Origin of the sequence: Streptomyces sp. NPDC102283, assembly GCF_044766265.1 — a bacterium.
In the GTDB taxonomy this organism is placed as follows: domain Bacteria; phylum Actinomycetota; class Actinomycetes; order Streptomycetales; family Streptomycetaceae; genus Streptomyces.
Window position 1 is genome coordinate 271,245 of sequence record NZ_JBIWLQ010000012.1, and the last position, 18,897, is coordinate 290,141.

Consider the following 18,897-nt stretch of genomic DNA (forward strand, 5'->3'; position numbering starts at 1 on the left):
GGTCAAGCGCCGCGGCGCTGTGACGACGGACCGGACTGATCGTCCTGATCCTCGTCATCATCCTGGTTGTAGCGATCCGCGTACTGTGCGTACGGGTCATCTTCCTCGTCGTCGTCCTCGAACGGCTCTGCGTTCGGTGGCTGACTCGAAGGCGATGCGCCCAGCTCATTGGCCAGACGCGACAGGTCAGTCCCGCCGCTGCTGTACTTCAGCTGGCGGGCGACCTTGGTCTGCTTGGCCTTTGCCCGGCCGCGCCCCATGGCTCGACCCCCTCGGTGACGGGGCTCGACGGCCCCAGAGTCTTGACACGCGTTCATGTTTCAGGACGGACTCTCGGCAGAGAGACCGTGCCCGTAGAGCTTTAACGGTACCTGCTTCCGTGGCCATACGGTACGCCGCCCGCATCCCGGTCCCGGCACAGGGCCAGCGAGGAGCCCCGTCCTCCCTGGTCAACTGCGATTTTAACCTCTTGTGGAGGTACGACCCGCCGACCGGCGTGAATCTTGTCTCGCCGGTCGGCGGGCCGTAGCGGTGGCCGAGGGGCGCCCGGTCAGCGGGCGCGCGCCTGAGCCATCCGCTGTTCGGCGAGCCGGTCGGCCGCCGCGGCCGGCGGAATCCCATCCGCCTTCGCACGTGCGAATATTTCCAGCGTGGTGTCGAAGATCTTCGTGGCCTTCGCCTTGCACCGGTCGAAGTCGAACCCGTGCAGCTCGTCGGCCACCTGGATCACGCCTCCGGCGTTGACCACGTAGTCCGGCGCGTAGAGAACCGACCGGTCGGCCAGGTCCTTCTCGACGCCCGGGTGCGCCAGCTGGTTGTTGGCCGCGCCGCACACCACCTTCGCGGTGAGCACGGGGACGGTGTCGTCGTTCAGCGCGCCGCCGAGCGCGCACGGCGCGTAGACGTCCAGGTCCTCGGTGCGGATCAGCGTGTCGGTGTCCGCCACCACGCTGACCTCGGGGTGCAGATCGGTGATCCGACGCAGCGACTCCTCGCGGACGTCGGTGATCACGACCTCGGCCCCGTCGGAGAGCAGGTGCTCGACGAGGTGGCGGCCCACCTTGCCGACCCCGGCGACGCCGACCTTGCGGCCGCGCAGCGTCGGGTCGCCCCACAGGTGCTGGGCCGAGGCCCGCATGCCCTGGAAGACGCCGAACGCGGTGAGCACCGAGGAGTCGCCCGCGCCGCCGTTCTCGGGGGAGCGGCCGGTGGTCCAGCGGCACTCCCGGGCGACGACGTCCATGTCGGCGACGTAGGTGCCGACGTCGCAGGCGGTCACGTAGCGGCCGCCGAGCGAGGCGACGAACCGGCCGTAGGCGAGCAGGAGTTCCTCGGTCTTGATCTTCTCCGGGTCGCCGATGATGACGGCCTTGCCGCCACCGTGGTCGAGACCGGCCAGGGCGTTCTTGTACGACATACCGCGCGACAGGTTCAGCGCGTCGGCGACGGCGTCCGCCTCGGAGGCGTACGGGTAGAAGCGGGTGCCGCCGAGGGCCGGGCCCAGGGCGGTGGAGTGGAGGGCGATGACGGCCTTGAGGCCGGTGGCACGGTCCTGGCAGATCACGACTTGCTCGTGACCTCCCTGATCCGAGTGGAACAGGGTGTGCAGGACGCCGTTAGTCACATCGGTCACTGTGGTGACTCCCAAGTACGAAGCGGCGGAGGCCCTCCTGGGGGTGGGGAGGGCCCCGGACCGACCGGCACGGCCGGTCCGATGGGCAAGAGCGTAAGTCCTCCGGCGGCGCGGATCCGCCCCCGTGCGGAGGATCACCCCCTGGGGGTGTACCGCCGTGACACGATGCGTTGCATGTCGGTGGTGTCTTCGGTGCTCGTCCCTTACACGTCCTACCTCCGGATCTACGAGCCGCTCGCCGCGTTCGCCGAGCCCGAGCGAAGCCACTGGGCGCGCTACGCGCGGCGCGAGGACCTTCCCACGGCCCAGGACGAACTGCGTCGCTCGCTGGCCGACTTGGCGTCGACGCCGCCGGTCGGGGTGCCCGTGCACGAGAGCGGCGACGCGTTCGTGGCGGAGCTGGACGGGGTGGTGTGCGTCTGCCCGTGGCGTACCAGGCTGCGGGGCTGGCTGGCCCTGGAGGAACTGGAGGGCATGTTTCCGGCCAACGTGCTCGACGCCGTGCTGCCTGCGGTGGTGCGTGGCCAGACCTCGGCGGATCACGAGCGCTGGCGGCGGCGCCACCCGGACGCGAGGCCCTGGATCCGCACCACGGTGTGGCAGGTCCCGGTGCGCTGGTTCGTCCTCTTCCGCGACGAGGAGCGGGAGTACGCGGCGGCGGACGGCGAGGGGACGGGCCCCGCGCTGCGCTACCGCACCCCGATGGTCGAGGCCCGCCGCCGGCTGGCGCGGGCGCTGCGCACGCTGCGCGAGAACGTGCCCGAGGGCCCGCTGACCGAGGGCCTGGTGGACGTGGGGCGCTGGCTGGAGGAGTTCCATCCGCGCTCCCTGGTCGAGCTGGACTACGGGGGCCTCGTGCACGCGTTGCCGGCGGAGCGGCTCGCCGGGGACCGGTCGGCGGCGGATGTGGCGGAGGGGCTCGCCGCGCTGCGGGACGGCGACGGCGAGGGCGCGGGGAAGGCGTACGCGCGGCTCGCGGAGCGCTGGCGGGCGGTCCGGGACCTCCAGTTCACCAATTGACGTGAAAAGGCCCACAGCGGCATCAAGGTGACGGAACCGGGGCATCCTTCATCCAGGACGGCCGAGAGACCGGCGGACGGGCCGCGAGGCCGGGGTGTACGGAAGGAGGGGGAAGCCGGGTCGCCTCGACGGAAGGCGACGGTGGGCGACGAAGAGGGGCTCGGCAGACAGTTGACGGGCCGTGAACCTGCGTCCTGTGTGGCGCGTGTGATGTGTGGGGCGGAAGCGTACTCCGCTGGGCCCGGGACCTACGTCCTGAACCGGGCCTTTGCCTCAAGCGTGATGGACAGCACTAACGGGGCCCTTGCGCCTATCCCTACTCCTCATGCCAAAATAGGACAAGGAGTCCGGGGAGGGCTCCTTCTGTCCAAGTAAGGGCAGGATGCTCGACATTGCACTGTATGGGGGGTCTGACGACTCCTGATCGCTCTGTGACTGATCGTTACTGGGGCGTGACTGTCCGCTATGGCATGGTCCATCGGCTTCCGTCGCTGATGAACACCTGGGAGGGCAATTCCATCGGTTTGGCCGACGTGGCTGGACGGATGGTGTAGTTGTAGTGCCGAGGACAAGCCGTTCGTCCTATAACCGACTCGGCCCGCGTCCGCCATTTCGGGCAACGCGGGTCAAGGTGCAGAATTTAGAGGAAAGAACCGAGAAGGTTCGGTTCTCCCGAGGAGGCCGCTCATGACCGCTCGCACCCCTGATGCCGAGCCGCTGCTGACCCCGGCTGAGGTTGCCACGATGTTCCGCGTGGACCCGAAGACGGTCACCCGTTGGGCCAAGGCTGGCAAGCTCACGTCCATCCGCACGCTCGGTGGACATCGCCGGTACCGCGAGGCTGAGGTCCGCGCACTGCTCGCGGGTATTCCGCAGCAGCGCAGCGAGGCCTGACACACCCCGTCTCGCAGCAATACAGCAGCACAGCATCACCATCCGGGCAGCTGCAAGGTCCCCCAACCCCAGCCGCCCACCCATAGCTCCACTCGACGGACGCCTGCCCCAACGGGCGTCATACCTGTGTCCTACGGGTGCCGTCGTATCGATCGCGCTGGACTCCGCCGGGTCCAGCGCGATCTTTTTTGTGCCCGGGGCGGGTCCCCGCGGCCCTCTCCCGGCCCTCGGTGGCGGCCGTTCCAGAACCGCGCGGTCGGTCGGCTTTCAGGGGCTGACGGGGGCGTTCGTGGGTCTGTGAGCGGGTCTGTGCGGGAGTGTGGGTGAGCGTCCGGGACGCGGTGGGACAGCCCCGGACGGAACGGTCCTCGTGAGCCTGCCACCCGCGTGCAATTGCACATATTAAATTCACCAGTTGTAGGGGAGGCGTAAAATCCCCCGGTCTGAAAACTGGTTCGGTGACTACCGTCACACCATCTGATGCTTGCCAACTTCGAGCCTGCCACTGCGCGGACGCGGAAGCATCCGGCCGATGGTCATGTCGCGGAGGGTCTTTCGGCCCCTGCCCCAGCCCCGGTCCCTGCTCCGGTCTCGCCCTCGTCGGGCCGTCCGGCGGGCCGCCGGCCCCCGGAGGCGCCCTGCGGGGCCTCGGAGGGGCCTTCGGGCGCCCTCCGCTCCCTGTCGCCCCCGGGCTCCATGGCGAGGCGCAGGAGGCGATGGCAGACCGCGCAGTGCCGGGTGAGGTGGCGATAGGCGGAAGCGGCCGCCAGATGGGCGCGCAGCAGTGCGCGGATCTCGTGCCGTGCTGTGGACGCGGACATACGAGCCACCTCCCGGTGAGCCCGGCCGTCCCCCGCCGTGCGAAGCGACGCGGAACGCCGAGAAGCATGGACGGCCTCTGCTTCTACGGGGTACCGGTGGCGGTGGTCCGCGTCAAGACGGTCTGCGTCACGACGCGAGAAAGCCCGGATCGAAAACGATCCGGGCTTTCTTCTACTGCGGTCCTGACGGGATTTGAACCCGCGGCCTCCACCTTGACAGGGTGGCGAGCACTCCAAACTGCTCCACAGGACCAGGTTTTCGCCGCTTGCCTTGCGGCTTGCTGCGAAACCAGACTGTACAGGAGGTGGGAGGCCCAGGTCGACTTCACTTCTGGTGGTGACTCCGTCACCGTCTCCCGGGCCTCTCCGGAGCCTCCGCGTCAGGGTGCGAGGGCGTCGATCGCCTTCACGATCCGCTTGTCCGAGACGGGGAACGCGGTGCCCAGCGCGTGGGCGAAGTAGCTGACCCGCAGCTCCTCGATCATCCAGCGGACGTCCAGCGCCTCCTGCGGCACCGGTCGGCCCCGCGGGAACTGTTCGAGCAGCCAGGCGTACTCGTCCTGCATCTCGTGGACCTTCGCCATCCGCGTGGTGTCCCGCTGGACGGCCGTCGGCATTTGCTGGAGCCGCCGGTCGGCCGCCACGAGGTAGCGCATCAGGTCCGGCAGCCGGCGCAGTCCGGTGGCCGTAACGAAACCGGGCGGTACGAGACGGGCCAGCTGATCCCGTACGTCCGTGACGTTGGCCACCAGCGTCAGGCTGTTCGTCGACTTCAGCCGGCGTTCACAGGCCTGCCACGCGGCCAGGATCTGCTGCACCTGGTCGATCGTGCGGACGGTCAGGTCCACCAGATCGGCGCGCACCTTGTCGTGCAGCGCCCGGAACGCCTTCTCGTCCCACGCCGGCCCGCCGTGCGCGGCGATCAGCCGGTCGGCGGCGGCGGTGGCGCAGTCCTCGAAGAGCGCCTGGACCGAGCCGTGCGGATTACGGGAGAGGGCCAGCTTCTGCTGGTTGGAGAGCCGGTCCGAGGCGAACTTCGCCGGGTGCACCGGGATGTTCAGCATGATCAGCCGCCGGGTGCCGCGCCACATCGCCTGCTGCTGCTCGGCCTCGGTGTCGAAGAGGCGTACGGCCACGGTCTCGCCCTGGTCGACGAGGGCCGGATAGGCCTTGACCGGCTGCCCGGCGCGACGCGTCTCGAAGACCTTGTTCAGTGAGCCGATCGTCCAGTCGGTGAGCCCGGACCGCTCGATGGACTCCCCGGAGGGCCCCGCGGTCGCCGCGGCCGCCTTGGAGAGCGCCTGCCGGGCCTTCGGCCGCAGCTGGAGCTTCAGCGCCTCCAGGTCCTTGTCCTCGGCGACCTTCCGCCGCCGCTCGTCGACGATCCGGAACGTGATCTTCAGATGGTCCGGGACCCGGGAGAGGTCGAAGTCTTCGGCCGTGACCGGCACGCCGACCATCCGCTGAAGCTCCCGGGCCAGGGTGAACGGCAGCGGTTCCTGGAGCGGGACCGCCCGGTCGAGGAACTTGTCGGCGTAGTTCGGGGCGGGGACGTAGTGCCGGCGGATCGGCTTGGGCAGCGAGCGGATCAGCTCGGTGACGACCTCCTCGCGCAGCCCCGGAATCTGCCAGTCGAAGCCCTCGGACGTGACCTGGTTGAGCACCTGGAGCGGTACGTGGACGGTCACGCCGTCCGCGTCCGCACCGGGCTCGAACTGGTAGGTCACCTTGAACTTGAGCTTCCCCTGCCGCCAGGAGTCCGGGTAGTCGTCCTTGGTGACGGCCCCGGCCTTCTCGTTGATGAGCATGGAGCGCTCGAAGTCGAGCGCGTCCGGCTCCTCGCGCTTCTTGTTCTTCCACCAGGAGTCGAAGTGCGCCCCGGACACGACGTGCTCGGGAATCCGCTGGTCGTAGAAGTCGAACAGCGTCTCGTCGTCCACGAGGATGTCGCGGCGGCGGGCGCGGTGCTCCAACTCCTCGACCTCGCCGAGGAGTTTGCGATTGTCATGGAAGAACTGGTGGTGGGTGCGCCAGTCGCCCTCGACCAGGGCGTTGCGGATGAACAGATCCCGCGAGGCCTCCTGGTCGATACGACCGAAATTGACCTTGCGCTGAGCGACGATCGGCACCCCGTAGAGGGTGACCCGCTCGAACGCCATCACCGCGGCCTGGTCCTTCTCCCAGTGCGGCTCGCTGTAGGTGCGCTTCAGCAGATGCCCGGCCAGCGGCTCGATCCACTCGGGCTCGACCTTGGCGTTGACCCGCGCCCACAGCCGGGAGGTCTCCACCAGCTCCGCCGACATCACGAACCGGGGCTGCTTCTTGAACAGCGCCGACCCGGGGAAGATCGCGAACTTGGCGCTGCGCGCGCCCAGGTACTCGTTCTTCTCGGTGTCCTTCAGTCCGATGTGGGACAGCAGCCCGGCCAGCAGCGAGGTGTGCACCGCCTGCTCGGGGATGGAGGCCTCCGCCTTGGGCTCCTCGACGGTGATGCCCATCTGCTTGGCGACCGTCCGCAGTTGCGCGTAGATGTCCTGCCATTCGCGGATGCGCAGGAAGTTCAGGTACTCCTGCTTGCACATCCGGCGGAACGAGGACGAGCCGCGTTCCTTCTGCTGCTCGCGGACGTAGGCCCAGAGGTTCAGATACGCCAGGAAGTCGGACGTCTCGTCCTTGAACCGGGCGTGGTTCTGGTCGGCCTGGGTCTGCTTCTCCGCGGGCCGCTCGCGCGGGTCCTGGATGGAGAGCGCGGCGGCGATGACCATGACCTCGCGGGCGCAGCCGTTCCTGTCGGCCTCGATGACCATGCGGGCCAGGCGCGGGTCGACGGGCAGCTGGGAGAGCTTCCGGCCGAGGGGCGTCAGGCGTTTCTTCGGATCCTTCTCACCGGGATCGAGCGCCCCCAGCTCCTGGAGGAGTTGCACGCCGTCACGGATGTTGCGGTGGTCCGGCGGGTCGATGAAGGGGAACTTCTCGATGTCGCCGAGCCCGGCGGCGGTCATCTGGAGGATGACGGAGGCCAGGTTGGTCCGCAGGATCTCCGGGTCGGTGAACTCCGGCCGGGTGACGAAGTCGTCCTCGGAGTACAGCCGGATGCAGATGCCGTCCGACGTACGGCCGCAGCGGCCCTTGCGCTGGTTGGCGCTGGCCTGGGAGATCCGCTCGATCGGCAGCCGCTGGACCTTGGTGCGGTGGCTGTAGCGGGAGATACGGGCGTTGCCCGGGTCGATCACGTACTTGATGCCGGGGACCGTCAGCGAGGTCTCGGCGACGTTGGTCGCCAGCACGATGCGGCGGACGACGCCGTTGGGGGTCCGCTGGAAGACGCGGTGCTGCTCGGCGTGGGAGAGGCGCGCGTAGAGGGGGAGCACCTCGGTGTGCCGGAGGTTGCGCTTGTTCAGCGCGTCCGCGGTGTCCCGGATCTCGCGCTCGCCGGAGAGGAAGACCAGGACGTGACCGGGGGCCTCGTGGCCCAGCTCGTCGACGGCGTCGCAGATCGCGGTGATCTGGTCGCGGTCGGAGTCCGCTGTGTCGTCGTCGGCCCCTTCGAGCAGAGGGCGGTACCGCACCTCCACCGGATACGTCCGCCCGCTGACCTCCACGATCGGCGCCTCGCCGAAGTGGCGCGCGAACCGCTCCGGGTCGATGGTCGCCGAGGTGATGACGACCTTCAGGTCAGGGCGCTTCGGGAGCAGCCGGGCCAGATAGCCGAGCAGGAAGTCGATGTTCAGCGACCGCTCGTGGGCCTCGTCGATGATGATCGTGTCGTACGCCAGCAGCTCGCGGTCCGTCTGGATCTCGGCGAGCAGGATGCCGTCCGTCATCAGCTTCAGATACGTCGACTCCGGGTTCACCTGGTCGGTGAAGCGGACCTTCCAGCCCACCGTCTCGCCCAGCGGCGTCTTCAGCTCGTCCGCGACCCGCTCCGCGACCGTCCGGGCGGCGATCCGCCGGGGCTGGGTGTGCCCGATCATGCCCCGGACACCGCGCCCCAGCTCCATACAGATCTTCGGGATCTGCGTGGTCTTGCCGGACCCGGTCTCCCCGGCGACGATCACGACCTGGTGGTCGCGTATCGCCTCCAGGATCTCGTCCTTCTTCTGGCTGACGGGCAGCTCTTGCGGGTACGACAGGGCCGGCAGCCGGGCCGCGCGCGCCGCGAGCCGGCTCGCGGCTTGGCCCGCCTCGGCCGCGATCTCGTCCAGCACGGACTGGCGGGCCTCGGGCTTGCGGATGCGGCGCGCTCCTTCGAGGCGCCGGCCGAGCCGGTTCGCGTCACGGAGCGAGAGCTGTCCGAGCTGGGACTGGAGATCGGCGAAGGAAGTAGACATACGGCCCCCAGGATCTCACCCGGGCCCACGGAGTGGCGACCTCATTTCGCGCGGACTGCGTCACGCGGCACGTACCATTTCGGGCAGTCGAGCGCTCCGTCACCGTCGCTTCCGAGAGAAAGGCCCGGTCCCGTGTCCCGTACGCAGTGGTGGAGCCTCACCGCGCTGCTCGCGGTCGTCGTGGGACTGCTGTGCGGACCGGCGGCGCTTCCGGCCGCCGCGCTCGGAGCTCCGGCGCCTTCCGCTTCGGCGCCGCCTTCCGCTTCCGTGCCTTCCGCTTCGGCGCCGCCCTCCGCTTCCGCGCCCTCCGCTTTCGCGCCGGAGACGACCGGAGTGCGGGAAACGCCACCGGCCCCGGTGGCCGAAGCCGCCGGAGCCGACACCCCGGTCCCCGGCTGCGGGAAGCTCCGCGACCACGACGGCGAGCCGGCCGTCCCCACCCGCGCCCGCTCCGCGCACGACCAGGCGCCCGGCCTCGCCCCGTGGGGGCTGCCCGCGGCGACGGGCGCGCTGCCGGCCGAGCCGCCGCCGGGGACCCGGGCCCGCGCCCCGGCCCCGCACACCCCGACCCCCGTGGAACTCTCCGTGCTGCGGGTGTAGGCGGGCACCGCCCGACCCGCGCCCTTCTTCCCTCTCCTCCCGCACCACCAGCCCGGAGTGCCGCATGCCCACGCCCAAGAAGCCCGTTTCCACGGGCCAGAAGTCCTCCTCCCGCAAGCCTTTGGTCTACGGCGCCGTGATCGTCGCTGCCGCCGGTCTCCTCGGCTTCGCCTCCTACCGGGCCACCGCGCCCGACGACACCGCCCCGGACACCTCCTCCGCCCCGGCCGCCGAGGTCTCCGCCGACCCGAACGAGGGCGTCTACCCGGAGCTGGCGAAGCTCGCCCGCCGGGACGCGGACGACAAGCTGGCCATCGGCCGCGCGGACGCCCCGGTCGTCCTGATCGAGTACGCCGACTTCAAGTGCGGCTACTGCGGCAAGTTCGCCCGGGACACCGAGCCGAAGCTCATCGAGAAGTACGTCGAGGACGGCACGCTGCGCATCGAGTGGCGCAACTTCCCGATCTTCGGCGAGGAGTCCGAGAACGCCGCGCGCGGCGCGTGGGCCGCCGGGCAGCAGGGCCGCTTCTGGGAGTTCCACAGCGCCGCCTACGCCGAAGGGGCGAAGGAGAAGGGCTTCGGCAAGGACCGGGTCGAGGCGCTCGCCGAAGAGGCCGGGGTGAAGGACCTGAACCGCTTCCGGGAGGACCTCGACGGCAAGCCCGCCCGGGACGCCGTCGCGAAGGACCAGGAGCAGGCGTACAGCATCGGCGCGACGTCCACCCCGTCGTTCCTGATCAACGGCCGCCCGATCGCGGGAGCACAGCCGGACGAGACGTTCACGCAGGCCATCGAGACCGCCGCCGAGCAGGCGAAGGCCACCGGCAAGGACGCGGCCAAGGACACCGGCAACGCGGGCAACGACGCCGAGGACCCCGCCAAGTGACGGCGGACATCGGCTACTTCGCGGCCTTCCTCGGCGGGCTGCTCGCCCTGGTCAGCCCGTGCAGCGCGCTGCTGCTGCCGGCCTTCTTCGCGTACTCCATCGACTCCACCTCCCGACTGCTGGCCCGCACCGGCATCTTCTACGCCGGGCTCGCCACGACCCTCGTCCCGCTCGGCGCGGCCGGCAGCTACGCGGGACGGCTGTTCTACGGACACCGCGACGCCCTCGTCACGGGCGCGGGCTGGCTGATCATCGTGCTCGGCGTCGCGCAGATCATCGGCCTGGGCTTCGCGTCCCGGCGGATCGCGGCCCTCAGCGGCCGGATCCGTCCCACCACGGCGTTCTCCGTCTACGCCCTGGGCGCGGTCTACGGCCTGGCCGGATTCTGCGCGGGTCCGATCCTCGGCAGCGTCCTGACCGTCGCGGCGGTCAGCGGCAGTCCGGTCTACGGCGGGCTGCTGCTGGCGGTCTACGCGCTCGGGATGGCCGTACCGCTCTTTCTGCTCGCCCTGCTCTGGGAACGCTTCGACCTCGGCCGCCGGGCCTGGCTGCGCGGCCGTGCCGTCCGGCTCGGCCGGTTCGAGCTGCACACCACGTCGCTGCTGTCGGGGCTGTTCTTCATCGGGCTCGGCGCGCTGTTCCTCGTGTACGACGGGACGACCGCGCTGCCCGGCCTGCTGGGGGTCGACGACTCGTTCGCGGTCGAGCAGTGGGCGCGGAACCTGGGCGAACAGGTGCCGGACGGGGTGCTGTTGGGAGCGGTGGTGCTCGTGGCGCTGCTGGTCCTGGGTGCCCGGGCCCGGCGGCGGCGCGACACCGACGTACCCACGGAAGAGGCGGAGAGGGCCGAGGAGACGGGGAAGGCCGAGAAGGTGTGACACGGCGAAGGCCCCGTCCATCGGACGGGGCCTTCGGGTGGTGGCTGGGGCCGGGATCGAACCGGCGACCTATCGCTTTTCAGGCGATCGCTCGTACCAACTGAGCTACCCAGCCACGCAGCCACTGGGGCTGCAGCGGTCCTGACGGGATTTGAACCCGCGGCCTCCACCTTGACAGGGTGGCGAGCACTCCAAACTGCTCCACAGGACCAAGCAATGCGCGAGACAAGTCTCGCACACGGTGAAACGTGCCCCCAACGGGATTCGAACCCGTGCTACCGCCTTGAAAGGGCGGCGTCCTGGGCCACTAGACGATGAGGGCTATTGGCCCGCCTGTTCGCTTTGCAGCGCGTCGGGGACGTGAGAAGCATATGGGATGTGCGGGGCTATCGCCAAAACGGTTTACGGCGAGGGAGTGGAGCGTGCCGGGGAGCGGGTGGCGGAGGGCGAGGGGGACGGCGACGGGGTGGAGGAGCGCGGCGCGTCCTTCTTCAGGTTCTCCTCCGGAAGATGGCGGCTGACCTCGGCGGTCGTCAGCCCGAGACCGCCCAGCGTGATCTCGTCCCAGGCCTGGAGCCGGCGGGTGGAGCGGTCCATGTAGAGCACCGAGGCGTGCACCTTCTCCGGCTTCTCGTTCTGCACGGCGCGCAGCCCGCCGCCGCCCGTGGAGCCCTCCACCTTCAGCCGCGTGCCGAGCTTCAGCTGCTCGTTGATGCGGCGGTGCAGGTGGCCCGACAGCACCAGCGGGACCGTGCCGTCGGTCTCCCGGGCGGTGTTCGGGTCGTGAGCGACGGCGATGTCGACCGGGGTGCCCGCGCGCTCCTGGTCGCGCAGCGCGGAGGCCAGCCGCGCCCCTTCGAGCTGGGCCGCCTCCTTGCCGCCGACCGGGGCGGTCCGGTCCGGGGTGAAGGAGGCGTCGCCGGTGCCCGCGATCCGCAGCCCGCCGACGTTCACCGCGCCGCCGTCGTCCAGGACGCTCACGTTCTTGAACTTCTCCAGATAGGCCTGGGTGATGGGGGAGTCGTGGTTGCCGCGCACCCAGACGTAGGGCGCGCCGAGATCGCGGATCGGGTCGAGGAAGCCGTTCTCGGGAGCGGAGCCGTGGTCCATCGTGTCGCCGGAGTCGACGATGACGTCGATCTCGTACTGCTCCACGAGCGAGGCGATGATGTGCCAGGCCGCCGGGTTGAGATGGATGTCGGAGACGTGCAGGACCCGGATGGTGCCGGGATCGGGCTGGTAGACGGGGAGCGTGGAGGTCGCGTCGTACAGCTTGGTGACGTTGGTGACCAGGCGGGCCAGTTCCTGCTGGTAGATGTCGAACTCGGTGACGATGGAGCGGGCGTCGCCGACCAGGGACGGGGCGCTGGAGAGCAGCCCGGAGAACTTCGGCTCCAGGACGGACTTCGGGTTCCAGGTGGCGTACGCGCTGACGCCGGACGCGGCCAGCAGGGTGAGGGCGAGCCCGCCGGCGGCCAGGGCGCGGCGGGGGCGGCGGTAGACGACGAGGCCGAGCGCGGTCGCTCCGGAGACGACGGCGACACAGGAGCGCACGGCCAGCTCCCGGGTGCCGGCGGCGACGTCCCGGGTGACCTCGTCCTGGAGGCTGGAGAACCGTTCCGGCTGGTCGACCAGGGCCTGGGAGCGTTCGGGGTCGAGGCGGTCCACGTCCACGTCGAGCCGGAGCGGCGCGCTGTGCGAGTCCAGCTCCAGGGCGCCGAGCGGGGACACGTTGATCTTGCTGCCACCGGTCAGGGAGGGGCGCAGCGTCATGTTGGTGTCCATGGGGCCGACCGGCGTACGGACGGAGCCCACGGCGAGCAGCCCCAGCCAGGCCCCGAGCACGACGACGGCGAGCATGCCGAGGGCGCGGAGGTACGGGCGGCGGACCGGGCCCGCCAGGCCGGGGCGGCCGGGCGTACGGGTACGGACGGTGTCGCGGCCCCGGGACTTCGGGCCGACGAGCTGGCTGAGGCGGTGCCGGACGCGGTCGGCTGCGGCACGGAACGGGGCGCGGACCATTGGGCCCGTATGCCCCGGTACGGCCTTCGCCATGCCGGGCGGGCTCCCCGGTCATGAGTCCGGTTCGGTCGCCATCCGCCCGCACTCCGCCCCCGTACGGGACAATGGCCGGGTGCTGGAGATGACGCGCGAACAGTTCGAGGAGCTGGTGAGCCAGGCTCTGGACCGGATCCCGCCGGAGCTGACACGGCTGATGGACAACGTGGCGGTGTTCGTCGAGGACGAACCGGAGCCCGGCGACCCCGATCTGCTCGGGCTCTACGAGGGCACCCCGCTCACCGATCGCGGTGAGTGGTACGCCGGGGTGCTGCCGGACCGGATCACCATCTACCGGGGGCCGACGCTGCGGATGTGCGAGACGCAGGAGGACGTCGTCGCGGAGACCGAGATCACCGTGGTCCACGAGATCGCCCACCACTTCGGCATCGACGACGAGCGGCTGCACGCCCTGGGCTACGGGTGAGCGAGCAGGCCCCGAGGGAGCTGCCCGAGCCCGGCCCGCCCGCCGCCCCGCAGGCCCGGGTGCTGGCGGCGGTGGCGGCCGGCGGCGCGCTCGGCGCCCTCGCCCGCTACGGGGCCCTGGTGCTGTGGCCCGGAGCGGGCGGCTTCCCGTGGACGGTGTTCGCCGTCAACGTGAGCGGCTGCGCCCTCATCGGCGCCCTGATGGTGCTGACCGTCGAGCGGGGCCGGGTGACCCACCCCCTGGTGCGGCCCTTCCTCGGCGTCGGCGTGCTCGGCGGCTTCACGACCTTCTCGACGTACGCGGCCGGCGTCTCGGACCTGCTCGTGCGTCAGGAGGCCCTGACCGCCCTTGCGTACGCGGCGGCGACGGCGGTGGCGGCGCTCGGGGCGGTGTGGGCGGCGGCCGCGGGCACGAGGAGGTGGCTGGGCCGGGGCTCCGGGGGCTCCGGCGACCCCCGTGGTTCCCGTGGTTCCCGTGGTTCCCGTGGCGAGGGACGGGTCGCGTGAACTGGCTGCTGGTGGCGGTCGGCGGGGCGGTGGGCGCGCCGCTGCGCTATCTGACGGACCGCGCGGTGCAGGCGCACCAGGGGAGGGGCGTCCCGTACGCCTTTCCATGGGGCACCTTCACGGCGAACACGGCGGGCAGCCTGCTGCTCGGGCTGCTGACCGGCGCCGCGGTGTCCTCCCCGGCGCACGCCCTGCTGGCGACGGGCCTGTGCGGGGCGCTGACGACGTACTCGACGTTCTCGTACGAGACCCTCCGCCTTGCCGAGACGGGCCGGGCCTTCCTGGCCGCGGCCAACGTCCTGGCGTCGCTGCTGGCGGGCCTGGGCGCGGTGTTCCTGGGGGCGGAACTGGCGGGCGGGTTCGGGGGGTAGCGGGGGCGGCGCCGGGAGCCGTCCGGGCGGGTGCCCGCGGGCGGTCGCGCGGAGGCGTCGGTGCGGCCGCGGGTGGCGGGCGGGGGCTTCACCGTGGTGCCCGGGGCCGTCTCGGCGGACGTCGCGCCGGGCGGGGCGGGCGTGTTCTGCGCGGTGCTCGGGGGCTGTTGCTCGGGCCGTCGCGCGGGCGGGTGGCGTTTCGGGCGTGTCTCCGGCGGGGTCGGGGGAGTTGGGCACGGTGCGACGCCGTTCCGCTCGCTGCTGTTCCCCGCTCCGCCCCGGTGCAGGGCTCTCCGCTTCCGCCCATCGCCCTCGTTTCCCGGTCCCCGTTGCCTGTTGCCCGTTCCTCGCTCTCCGCTCCCCGGTCCTAGCTCTCCGCCCCCTCGCCCCGGAGGTGCCACTCGTGCGCCAGTTGTCCGTCCCTGCCCGCTGGGCAGCCGTCACCGCGCTGACGATCGCCGCGTCCACCGGCTGTATGAGCGTCGGCGAGGACGACGCCCGGGCGCCGGGGCCCTCACGGTCCGCCGGCCCGAAGGGCTCCGCCGCCGATCCGGCCGGGGACGCGGTTCCCGACTCCGGGCGGACCGGGAGGCGCGTCGGCGGCGTCCACCCCCAGTCGGACCGGGCCGTGCCCGGGAGCAGCCCGAGCCCGGACGCCTCCGGTGCTGTGCCGTCGGTCACTCCCGAGGACCCGCGCCCCGAACCGGCCGCGCCCGGGCCCACCCGTGGCGGCCCCCCGCCCTCGCCGACGCCCTCGACGCCGGGGCCGGGGGAGCCGCCGCCGACCACCCCGGAGCCACCGGCGCCGCCGACACCGGCCCCGGACCCGGAGCCCGATCCGGAGCCCCCCGCCCCGTCGGAGCCGCCCCCCTCCGCCTCGCCCGCCGCGCAGCTGCGGGCCCATGCGCTGAAGGGACCGGAGGGCGCCGGGCCGCGGCGGACTCCGGAGGCATCACCGCAGGTGGGGCCGGTTTAGCCGGAGGTCTTCGGAGGCTGGTTTGCGCAATGTGGGTGAGAGTGCGTATGGTGGTAGATCGTTTGATCCCATTGCCCGGCGCCGACACAGAAGAGCGCCGTGTGGCGCGTACTCTCCCTTGCCGTGGCTGGACCGCATTGAGGCGGTCGAAATTGCGAATCACGGAGTTATGGGCGCGTGCCGAGACTCCGGAAGGTTTCGCATTTCGCATGTCAATTTCCAGTTCTGACCACACCGTCATGCCCGAGAACGTCGACAACGCCGAGCTCGCCGAGCTCGTCGAGGCCGCTGTGACCGAGGCCCCCGCCGGCGCCACCGCCCCGGCCGTCGAGAAGACCGTCGTCGCCGAGAAGTCCGTCGCGGACTTCATCACCGACGCGCAGACCGACACGCAGGCCGACGTTCCCGTCGAGGAGATCGCGGACTCCGCCGAGGAGATCGCCGACGAGGCCGACGCCGAGCCGACCATCACCTTCGGTGACCTGGGCCTGCCCGAGGGCATCGTCCGCAAGCTCGCGCAGAACGGTGTGACCGCCCCCTTCCCGATCCAGGCGGCGACCATCCCGGACGCCCTGGCCGGCAAGGACATCCTCGGCCGCGGCCGCACGGGCTCCGGCAAGACCCTCTCCTTCGGTCTGCCGCTGCTGGCCTCGCTCTCCGGTGGCACCACCGAGAAGAAGAAGCCGCGCGGCATCATCCTCACCCCGACCCGTGAGCTCGCGATGCAGGTCGCGGACGCGCTGCAGCCGTACGGCGACGTGCTCGGCCTCAAGATGAAGGTCGTCTGCGGCGGTACGTCGATGGGCAACCAGATCTACGCGCTGGAGCGCGGTGTCGACGTCCTCGTCGCCACCCCGGGCCGGCTGCGCGACATCATCAACCGCGGCGCCTGCTCCCTGGCGAGCGTCCAGGTCGCCGTCCTCGACGAGGCCGACCAGATGTCCGACCTGGGCTTCCTGCCCGAGGTCACCGAGCTGCTCGACCAGATCCCCGGTGGCGGTCAGCGGATGCTCTTCTCCGCCACCATGGAGAACGAGATCGGCACGCTGGTCAAGCGCTACCTCTCCAACCCGGTGACGCACGAGGTCGACAGCGCCCAGGGCAACGTCACGACCATGTCGCACCACGTCCTCGTCGTGAAGCCGAAGGACAAGGCGCCGGTCACGGCCGCCATCGCCGCCCGCAAGGGCCGCACGATCATCTTCGTCCGCACCCAGCTGGGCGCCGACCGCATCGCCGAGCAGCTCATCGAGTCCGGCGTGAAGGCCGACGCGCTGCACGGCGGCATGACCCAGGGCGCCCGTACGCGGGTCCTGGAGGACTTCAAGAAGGGTTACGTCAACGCGCTCGTCGCGACCGACGTCGCCGCCCGCGGTATCCACGTCGACGGCATCGACCTGGTCCTGAACGTGGACCCGGCCGGCGACCACAAGGACTACCTGCACCGCTCGGGCCGTACCGCCCGCGCCGGCAAGTCCGGTGTCGTCGTCTCGCTGGCGCTTCCGCACCAGCGCCGCCAGATCTTCCGCCTGATGGAGGACGCGGGCGTCGACGCCTCGCGCCACATCGTCCAGGGCGCGGGCGTCTTCGAGCCGGAGGTCGCCGAGATCACCGGCGCCCGTTCGCTCACCGAGGTCCAGGCCGACTCCGCGAACAACGCCGCCAAGCAGGCCGAGCGCGAGGCCGCCGACCTGACGAAGCAGCTGGAGCGCGTCCAGCGCCGCGCCGTCGAGCTGCGCGAGGAGGCCGACCGCCTGGTCGCCCGCGCCGCACGCGAGCGGGGCGACGACCCCGAGGCCGCGGTGGCCGAGGTCGCCGCCGAGGCCGAGGCCGCCCTCGTGGCAGCCGTCTCCGTACCGGAGCAGCCGGCCGCCCGCGACGAGCAGCGCCGCGACGAGCGGGGCAACTTCGAGCGCCGCGACAACCGCGGTGGCGACCGTGGTGGCTACCGCGGCGGCAACGACCGTCGTGACGACCGTCCCTCCGGTGGCTTCCGTTCCGGTGGCGGCGGCGACCGTCGTGATGACCGTGGTGGGCGTTCGTTCGAGCGTCGGGACAGCGACCGTCCCTCCTTCAACCGCGACCGTCGCGATGACCGTCCCTCCGGTGGCTTCCGCTCGGGTGGCGGCGGCGACCGTCGTGATGACCGTGGTGGGCGTTCGTTCGAGCGTCGGGACAACGACCGTCCCTCCTTCAACCGCGACCGTCGCGATGACCGTCCCTCCGGTGGCTTCCGCTCGGGTGGCGGCGGCGACCGTCGTGATGACCGTGGTGGGCGTTCGTTCGAGCGTCGGGACAACGACCGTCCCTCCTTCAACCGCGACCGTCGCGACGACCGTCCCTCCGGTGGCTTCCGCTCCGGCGGCAGCGACCGCCCGTTCAACCGTGACCGTCGTGACGACCGCCCCTCGGGCGGCTTCCGCTCCGGCGGCGGCAGCGACCGCCCGACCGGTCGTCGTGACGACCACCGCGGCGCCAACACCGGCACCAACACCGGTTCCTTCGGCCGCCGCGACGACAAGCCGCGCTGGAAGCGCAACGGCTGACCCCCGCCCGGCCGGCACCCGGCCGAGCAGGTCCGCCTGACAGACCGGCAGGGCCCGTACGCCACCGAACCGACTCGGTGACGTACGGGCCCTGTTGCTGTTCCCGGGCCCGGAAGCCCGCCTCCCGGGCCACGCGACGGGCCCGACACCGATACCGGATCGGCTGCCGGGACGGGGCGGGCTATGCTCGGGGGGTGATCCGTCGAGGGCCGTTAGCTCAATTGGTCAGAGCAGCGGACTTTTAATCCGTTGGTTGTGGGTTCGAGTCCCACACGGCCTACCTCTCGGCCCCAGGTCAGAGCACTGCTCCGGCCTGGGGCCGCTGCTTGTCCGGGTTCCTTTCGGCAAGGTGCTCCCCGTGAGGCGGGCGATAGTATCCGCGACCTGCTGTCGAGCTGAGGAGCCGGGCGCATGACGACCATTGCCGTGACCGGGCACATGGACCTGACCGACGAGACCGTGCCCCTGGTACGGGCCGCGTTGCGCGAGCTGCTCGCCGAGTACAGCGACGACCTGACGGGGGTGTCCTGCATAGCCGCCGGATCCGACAGCCTCTTCGCGGAAGTCGTCACAGCCATCGGTGGCCGTCTCGTCGTGGTGATCCCCTCCCGGGACTACCGGGAAGCGAAGGTCGGGCCCGACCACGCCGCTGTCTTCGACCACTTGGTCGAAGCCGCCGGGGAAGTGGAGACGCTGCCGCACCCGAGAGCGAACAGGGCTGCCTACGAGGCGGCCAACGCCGAGCTGCTGCGCCGTGCCGACCGCCTCGTCGCGGTCTGGGACGGCACGCCTCCGTCGGGAAAGGGCGGCGGTACCGCCGACACCGTCGAGCTGGCCCGGCAGGCGGGGCTGGCGGTCGACGTGATCTGGCCGGCCGGAGCCGCTCGGCGCGGGTGACGCCGAACGCGGGAAGTGCCGACGCCCGCGGCCGGCGCGGTGTCGTCGCGGCC

General features: G+C 71.2%; 16 protein-coding genes and 5 tRNA genes. 12 read left to right on the forward strand and 9 right to left on the reverse strand.

Annotated features, from left to right (window positions below):
* Positions 1–2: 2 nt before the first annotated feature.
* Entirely contained in the window at positions 3–260 is a 258-nt protein-coding gene (locus tag ACIRJT_RS24445; RefSeq protein ID WP_007447468.1) for a DUF3073 domain-containing protein, read from the reverse strand.
* A gap of 290 nt (positions 261–550) precedes the next feature.
* Entirely contained in the window at positions 551–1,633 is a 1,083-nt protein-coding gene (locus ACIRJT_RS24450) for a Leu/Phe/Val dehydrogenase (protein ID WP_403912572.1), read from the reverse strand.
* Positions 1,634–1,807: 174 nt separating this feature from the next.
* On the opposite strand from ACIRJT_RS24450, the gene ACIRJT_RS24455 reads away from it, so the two are divergent.
* Together ACIRJT_RS24455 and bldC are read left to right on the forward strand one after the other, a co-directional pair.
* Positions 1,808–2,653, forward strand: a complete 846-nt coding sequence (locus ACIRJT_RS24455) for a hypothetical protein (protein WP_403912575.1) — start codon at positions 1,808–1,810, stop codon at positions 2,651–2,653.
* Positions 2,654–3,340: 687 nt separating this feature from the next.
* The gene (bldC, locus tag ACIRJT_RS24460; RefSeq protein WP_003949541.1) at positions 3,341–3,547 is read left to right on the forward strand and encodes a developmental transcriptional regulator BldC; all 207 of its coding nucleotides are present in this window, start codon (positions 3,341–3,343) and stop codon (positions 3,545–3,547) included.
* A 536-nt stretch (positions 3,548–4,083) separates the two neighbouring features.
* On the opposite strand, the gene ACIRJT_RS24465 is transcribed toward bldC, so the two are convergent.
* The 3 genes from ACIRJT_RS24465 to hrpA form a co-directional block, all read right to left on the reverse strand.
* Positions 4,084–4,368: a DUF6274 family protein gene (locus tag ACIRJT_RS24465; protein ID WP_403912577.1), complete on the reverse strand. Its 285-nt coding sequence runs from the start codon at positions 4,366–4,368 to the stop codon at positions 4,084–4,086.
* 178 nt (positions 4,369–4,546) lie between these two features.
* Positions 4,547–4,621: transfer RNA gene (locus tag ACIRJT_RS24470), tRNA-Asp, on the reverse strand.
* 127 nt (positions 4,622–4,748) lie between these two features.
* On the reverse strand, positions 4,749–8,699 hold the full coding sequence (gene hrpA, locus ACIRJT_RS24475) for an ATP-dependent RNA helicase HrpA (protein WP_403912579.1): 3,951 nt from the start codon (positions 8,697–8,699) through the stop codon (positions 4,749–4,751).
* A gap of 132 nt (positions 8,700–8,831) precedes the next feature.
* On the opposite strand from hrpA, the gene ACIRJT_RS24480 reads away from it, so the two are divergent.
* From ACIRJT_RS24480 to ACIRJT_RS24490, 3 genes are all read left to right on the forward strand, one after another.
* Positions 8,832–9,299, forward strand: a complete 468-nt coding sequence (locus ACIRJT_RS24480; protein WP_403912582.1) for a hypothetical protein — start codon at positions 8,832–8,834, stop codon at positions 9,297–9,299.
* 64 nt (positions 9,300–9,363) lie between these two features.
* Positions 9,364–10,185, forward strand: a complete 822-nt coding sequence (locus tag ACIRJT_RS24485) for a DsbA family protein (RefSeq protein ID WP_403912585.1) — start codon at positions 9,364–9,366, stop codon at positions 10,183–10,185.
* On the forward strand, positions 10,182–11,063 hold the full coding sequence (locus ACIRJT_RS24490) for a cytochrome c biogenesis CcdA family protein (RefSeq protein ID WP_403912588.1): 882 nt from the start codon (positions 10,182–10,184) through the stop codon (positions 11,061–11,063). Before ACIRJT_RS24485 ends, ACIRJT_RS24490 begins: the two co-directional genes overlap by 4 nt.
* 38 nt (positions 11,064–11,101) lie before the next feature.
* Here the strand turns inward: ACIRJT_RS24490 and ACIRJT_RS24495 are convergent.
* The 4 genes from ACIRJT_RS24495 to ACIRJT_RS24510 form a co-directional block, all read right to left on the reverse strand.
* Positions 11,102–11,178 (reverse strand) — tRNA-Phe (locus ACIRJT_RS24495).
* Positions 11,179–11,199: 21 nt separating this feature from the next.
* Positions 11,200–11,274: transfer RNA gene (locus ACIRJT_RS24500), tRNA-Asp, on the reverse strand.
* A gap of 38 nt (positions 11,275–11,312) precedes the next feature.
* Positions 11,313–11,385: transfer RNA gene (locus tag ACIRJT_RS24505), tRNA-Glu, on the reverse strand.
* An 80-nt stretch (positions 11,386–11,465) separates the two neighbouring features.
* Entirely contained in the window at positions 11,466–13,085 is a 1,620-nt protein-coding gene (locus ACIRJT_RS24510) for a metallophosphoesterase (RefSeq protein WP_403912661.1), read from the reverse strand.
* A gap of 112 nt (positions 13,086–13,197) precedes the next feature.
* Here ACIRJT_RS24510 and ACIRJT_RS24515 point away from each other — a divergent pair, with 112 nt between their 5' ends.
* The 7 genes from ACIRJT_RS24515 to ACIRJT_RS24545 all read left to right on the forward strand — a co-directional run bounded on the left by ACIRJT_RS24515 (position 13,198) and on the right by ACIRJT_RS24545 (position 18,844).
* Positions 13,198–13,548: a metallopeptidase family protein gene (locus ACIRJT_RS24515; protein WP_012380216.1), complete on the forward strand. Its 351-nt coding sequence runs from the start codon at positions 13,198–13,200 to the stop codon at positions 13,546–13,548.
* A complete protein-coding gene (locus ACIRJT_RS24520) occupies positions 13,545–14,054 on the forward strand; it encodes a CrcB family protein (protein ID WP_403912590.1) in 510 nt (169 codons plus the stop codon). The genes ACIRJT_RS24515 and ACIRJT_RS24520 overlap by 4 nt, the downstream gene beginning before the upstream one ends.
* Positions 14,051–14,425: a fluoride efflux transporter CrcB gene (gene crcB / locus ACIRJT_RS24525; RefSeq protein ID WP_403912593.1), complete on the forward strand. Its 375-nt coding sequence runs from the start codon at positions 14,051–14,053 to the stop codon at positions 14,423–14,425. The genes ACIRJT_RS24520 and crcB overlap by 4 nt, the downstream gene beginning before the upstream one ends.
* A 403-nt stretch (positions 14,426–14,828) precedes the next feature.
* Positions 14,829–15,401 carry a hypothetical protein gene (locus tag ACIRJT_RS24530; RefSeq protein WP_403912596.1) on the forward strand — a complete coding sequence of 191 codons (573 nt, stop codon included), beginning with the start codon at positions 14,829–14,831 and terminating at the stop codon, positions 15,399–15,401.
* Between the two features lie 239 nt (positions 15,402–15,640).
* A complete protein-coding gene (locus ACIRJT_RS24535; protein ID WP_403912599.1) occupies positions 15,641–17,947 on the forward strand; it encodes a DEAD/DEAH box helicase in 2,307 nt (768 codons plus the stop codon).
* A 206-nt stretch (positions 17,948–18,153) separates the two neighbouring features.
* Positions 18,154–18,227, forward strand: a tRNA-Lys gene (locus ACIRJT_RS24540).
* A gap of 131 nt (positions 18,228–18,358) precedes the next feature.
* Positions 18,359–18,844 carry a hypothetical protein gene (locus tag ACIRJT_RS24545; RefSeq protein WP_403912602.1) on the forward strand — a complete coding sequence of 162 codons (486 nt, stop codon included), beginning with the start codon at positions 18,359–18,361 and terminating at the stop codon, positions 18,842–18,844.
* Positions 18,845–18,897 lie beyond the last annotated feature (53 nt).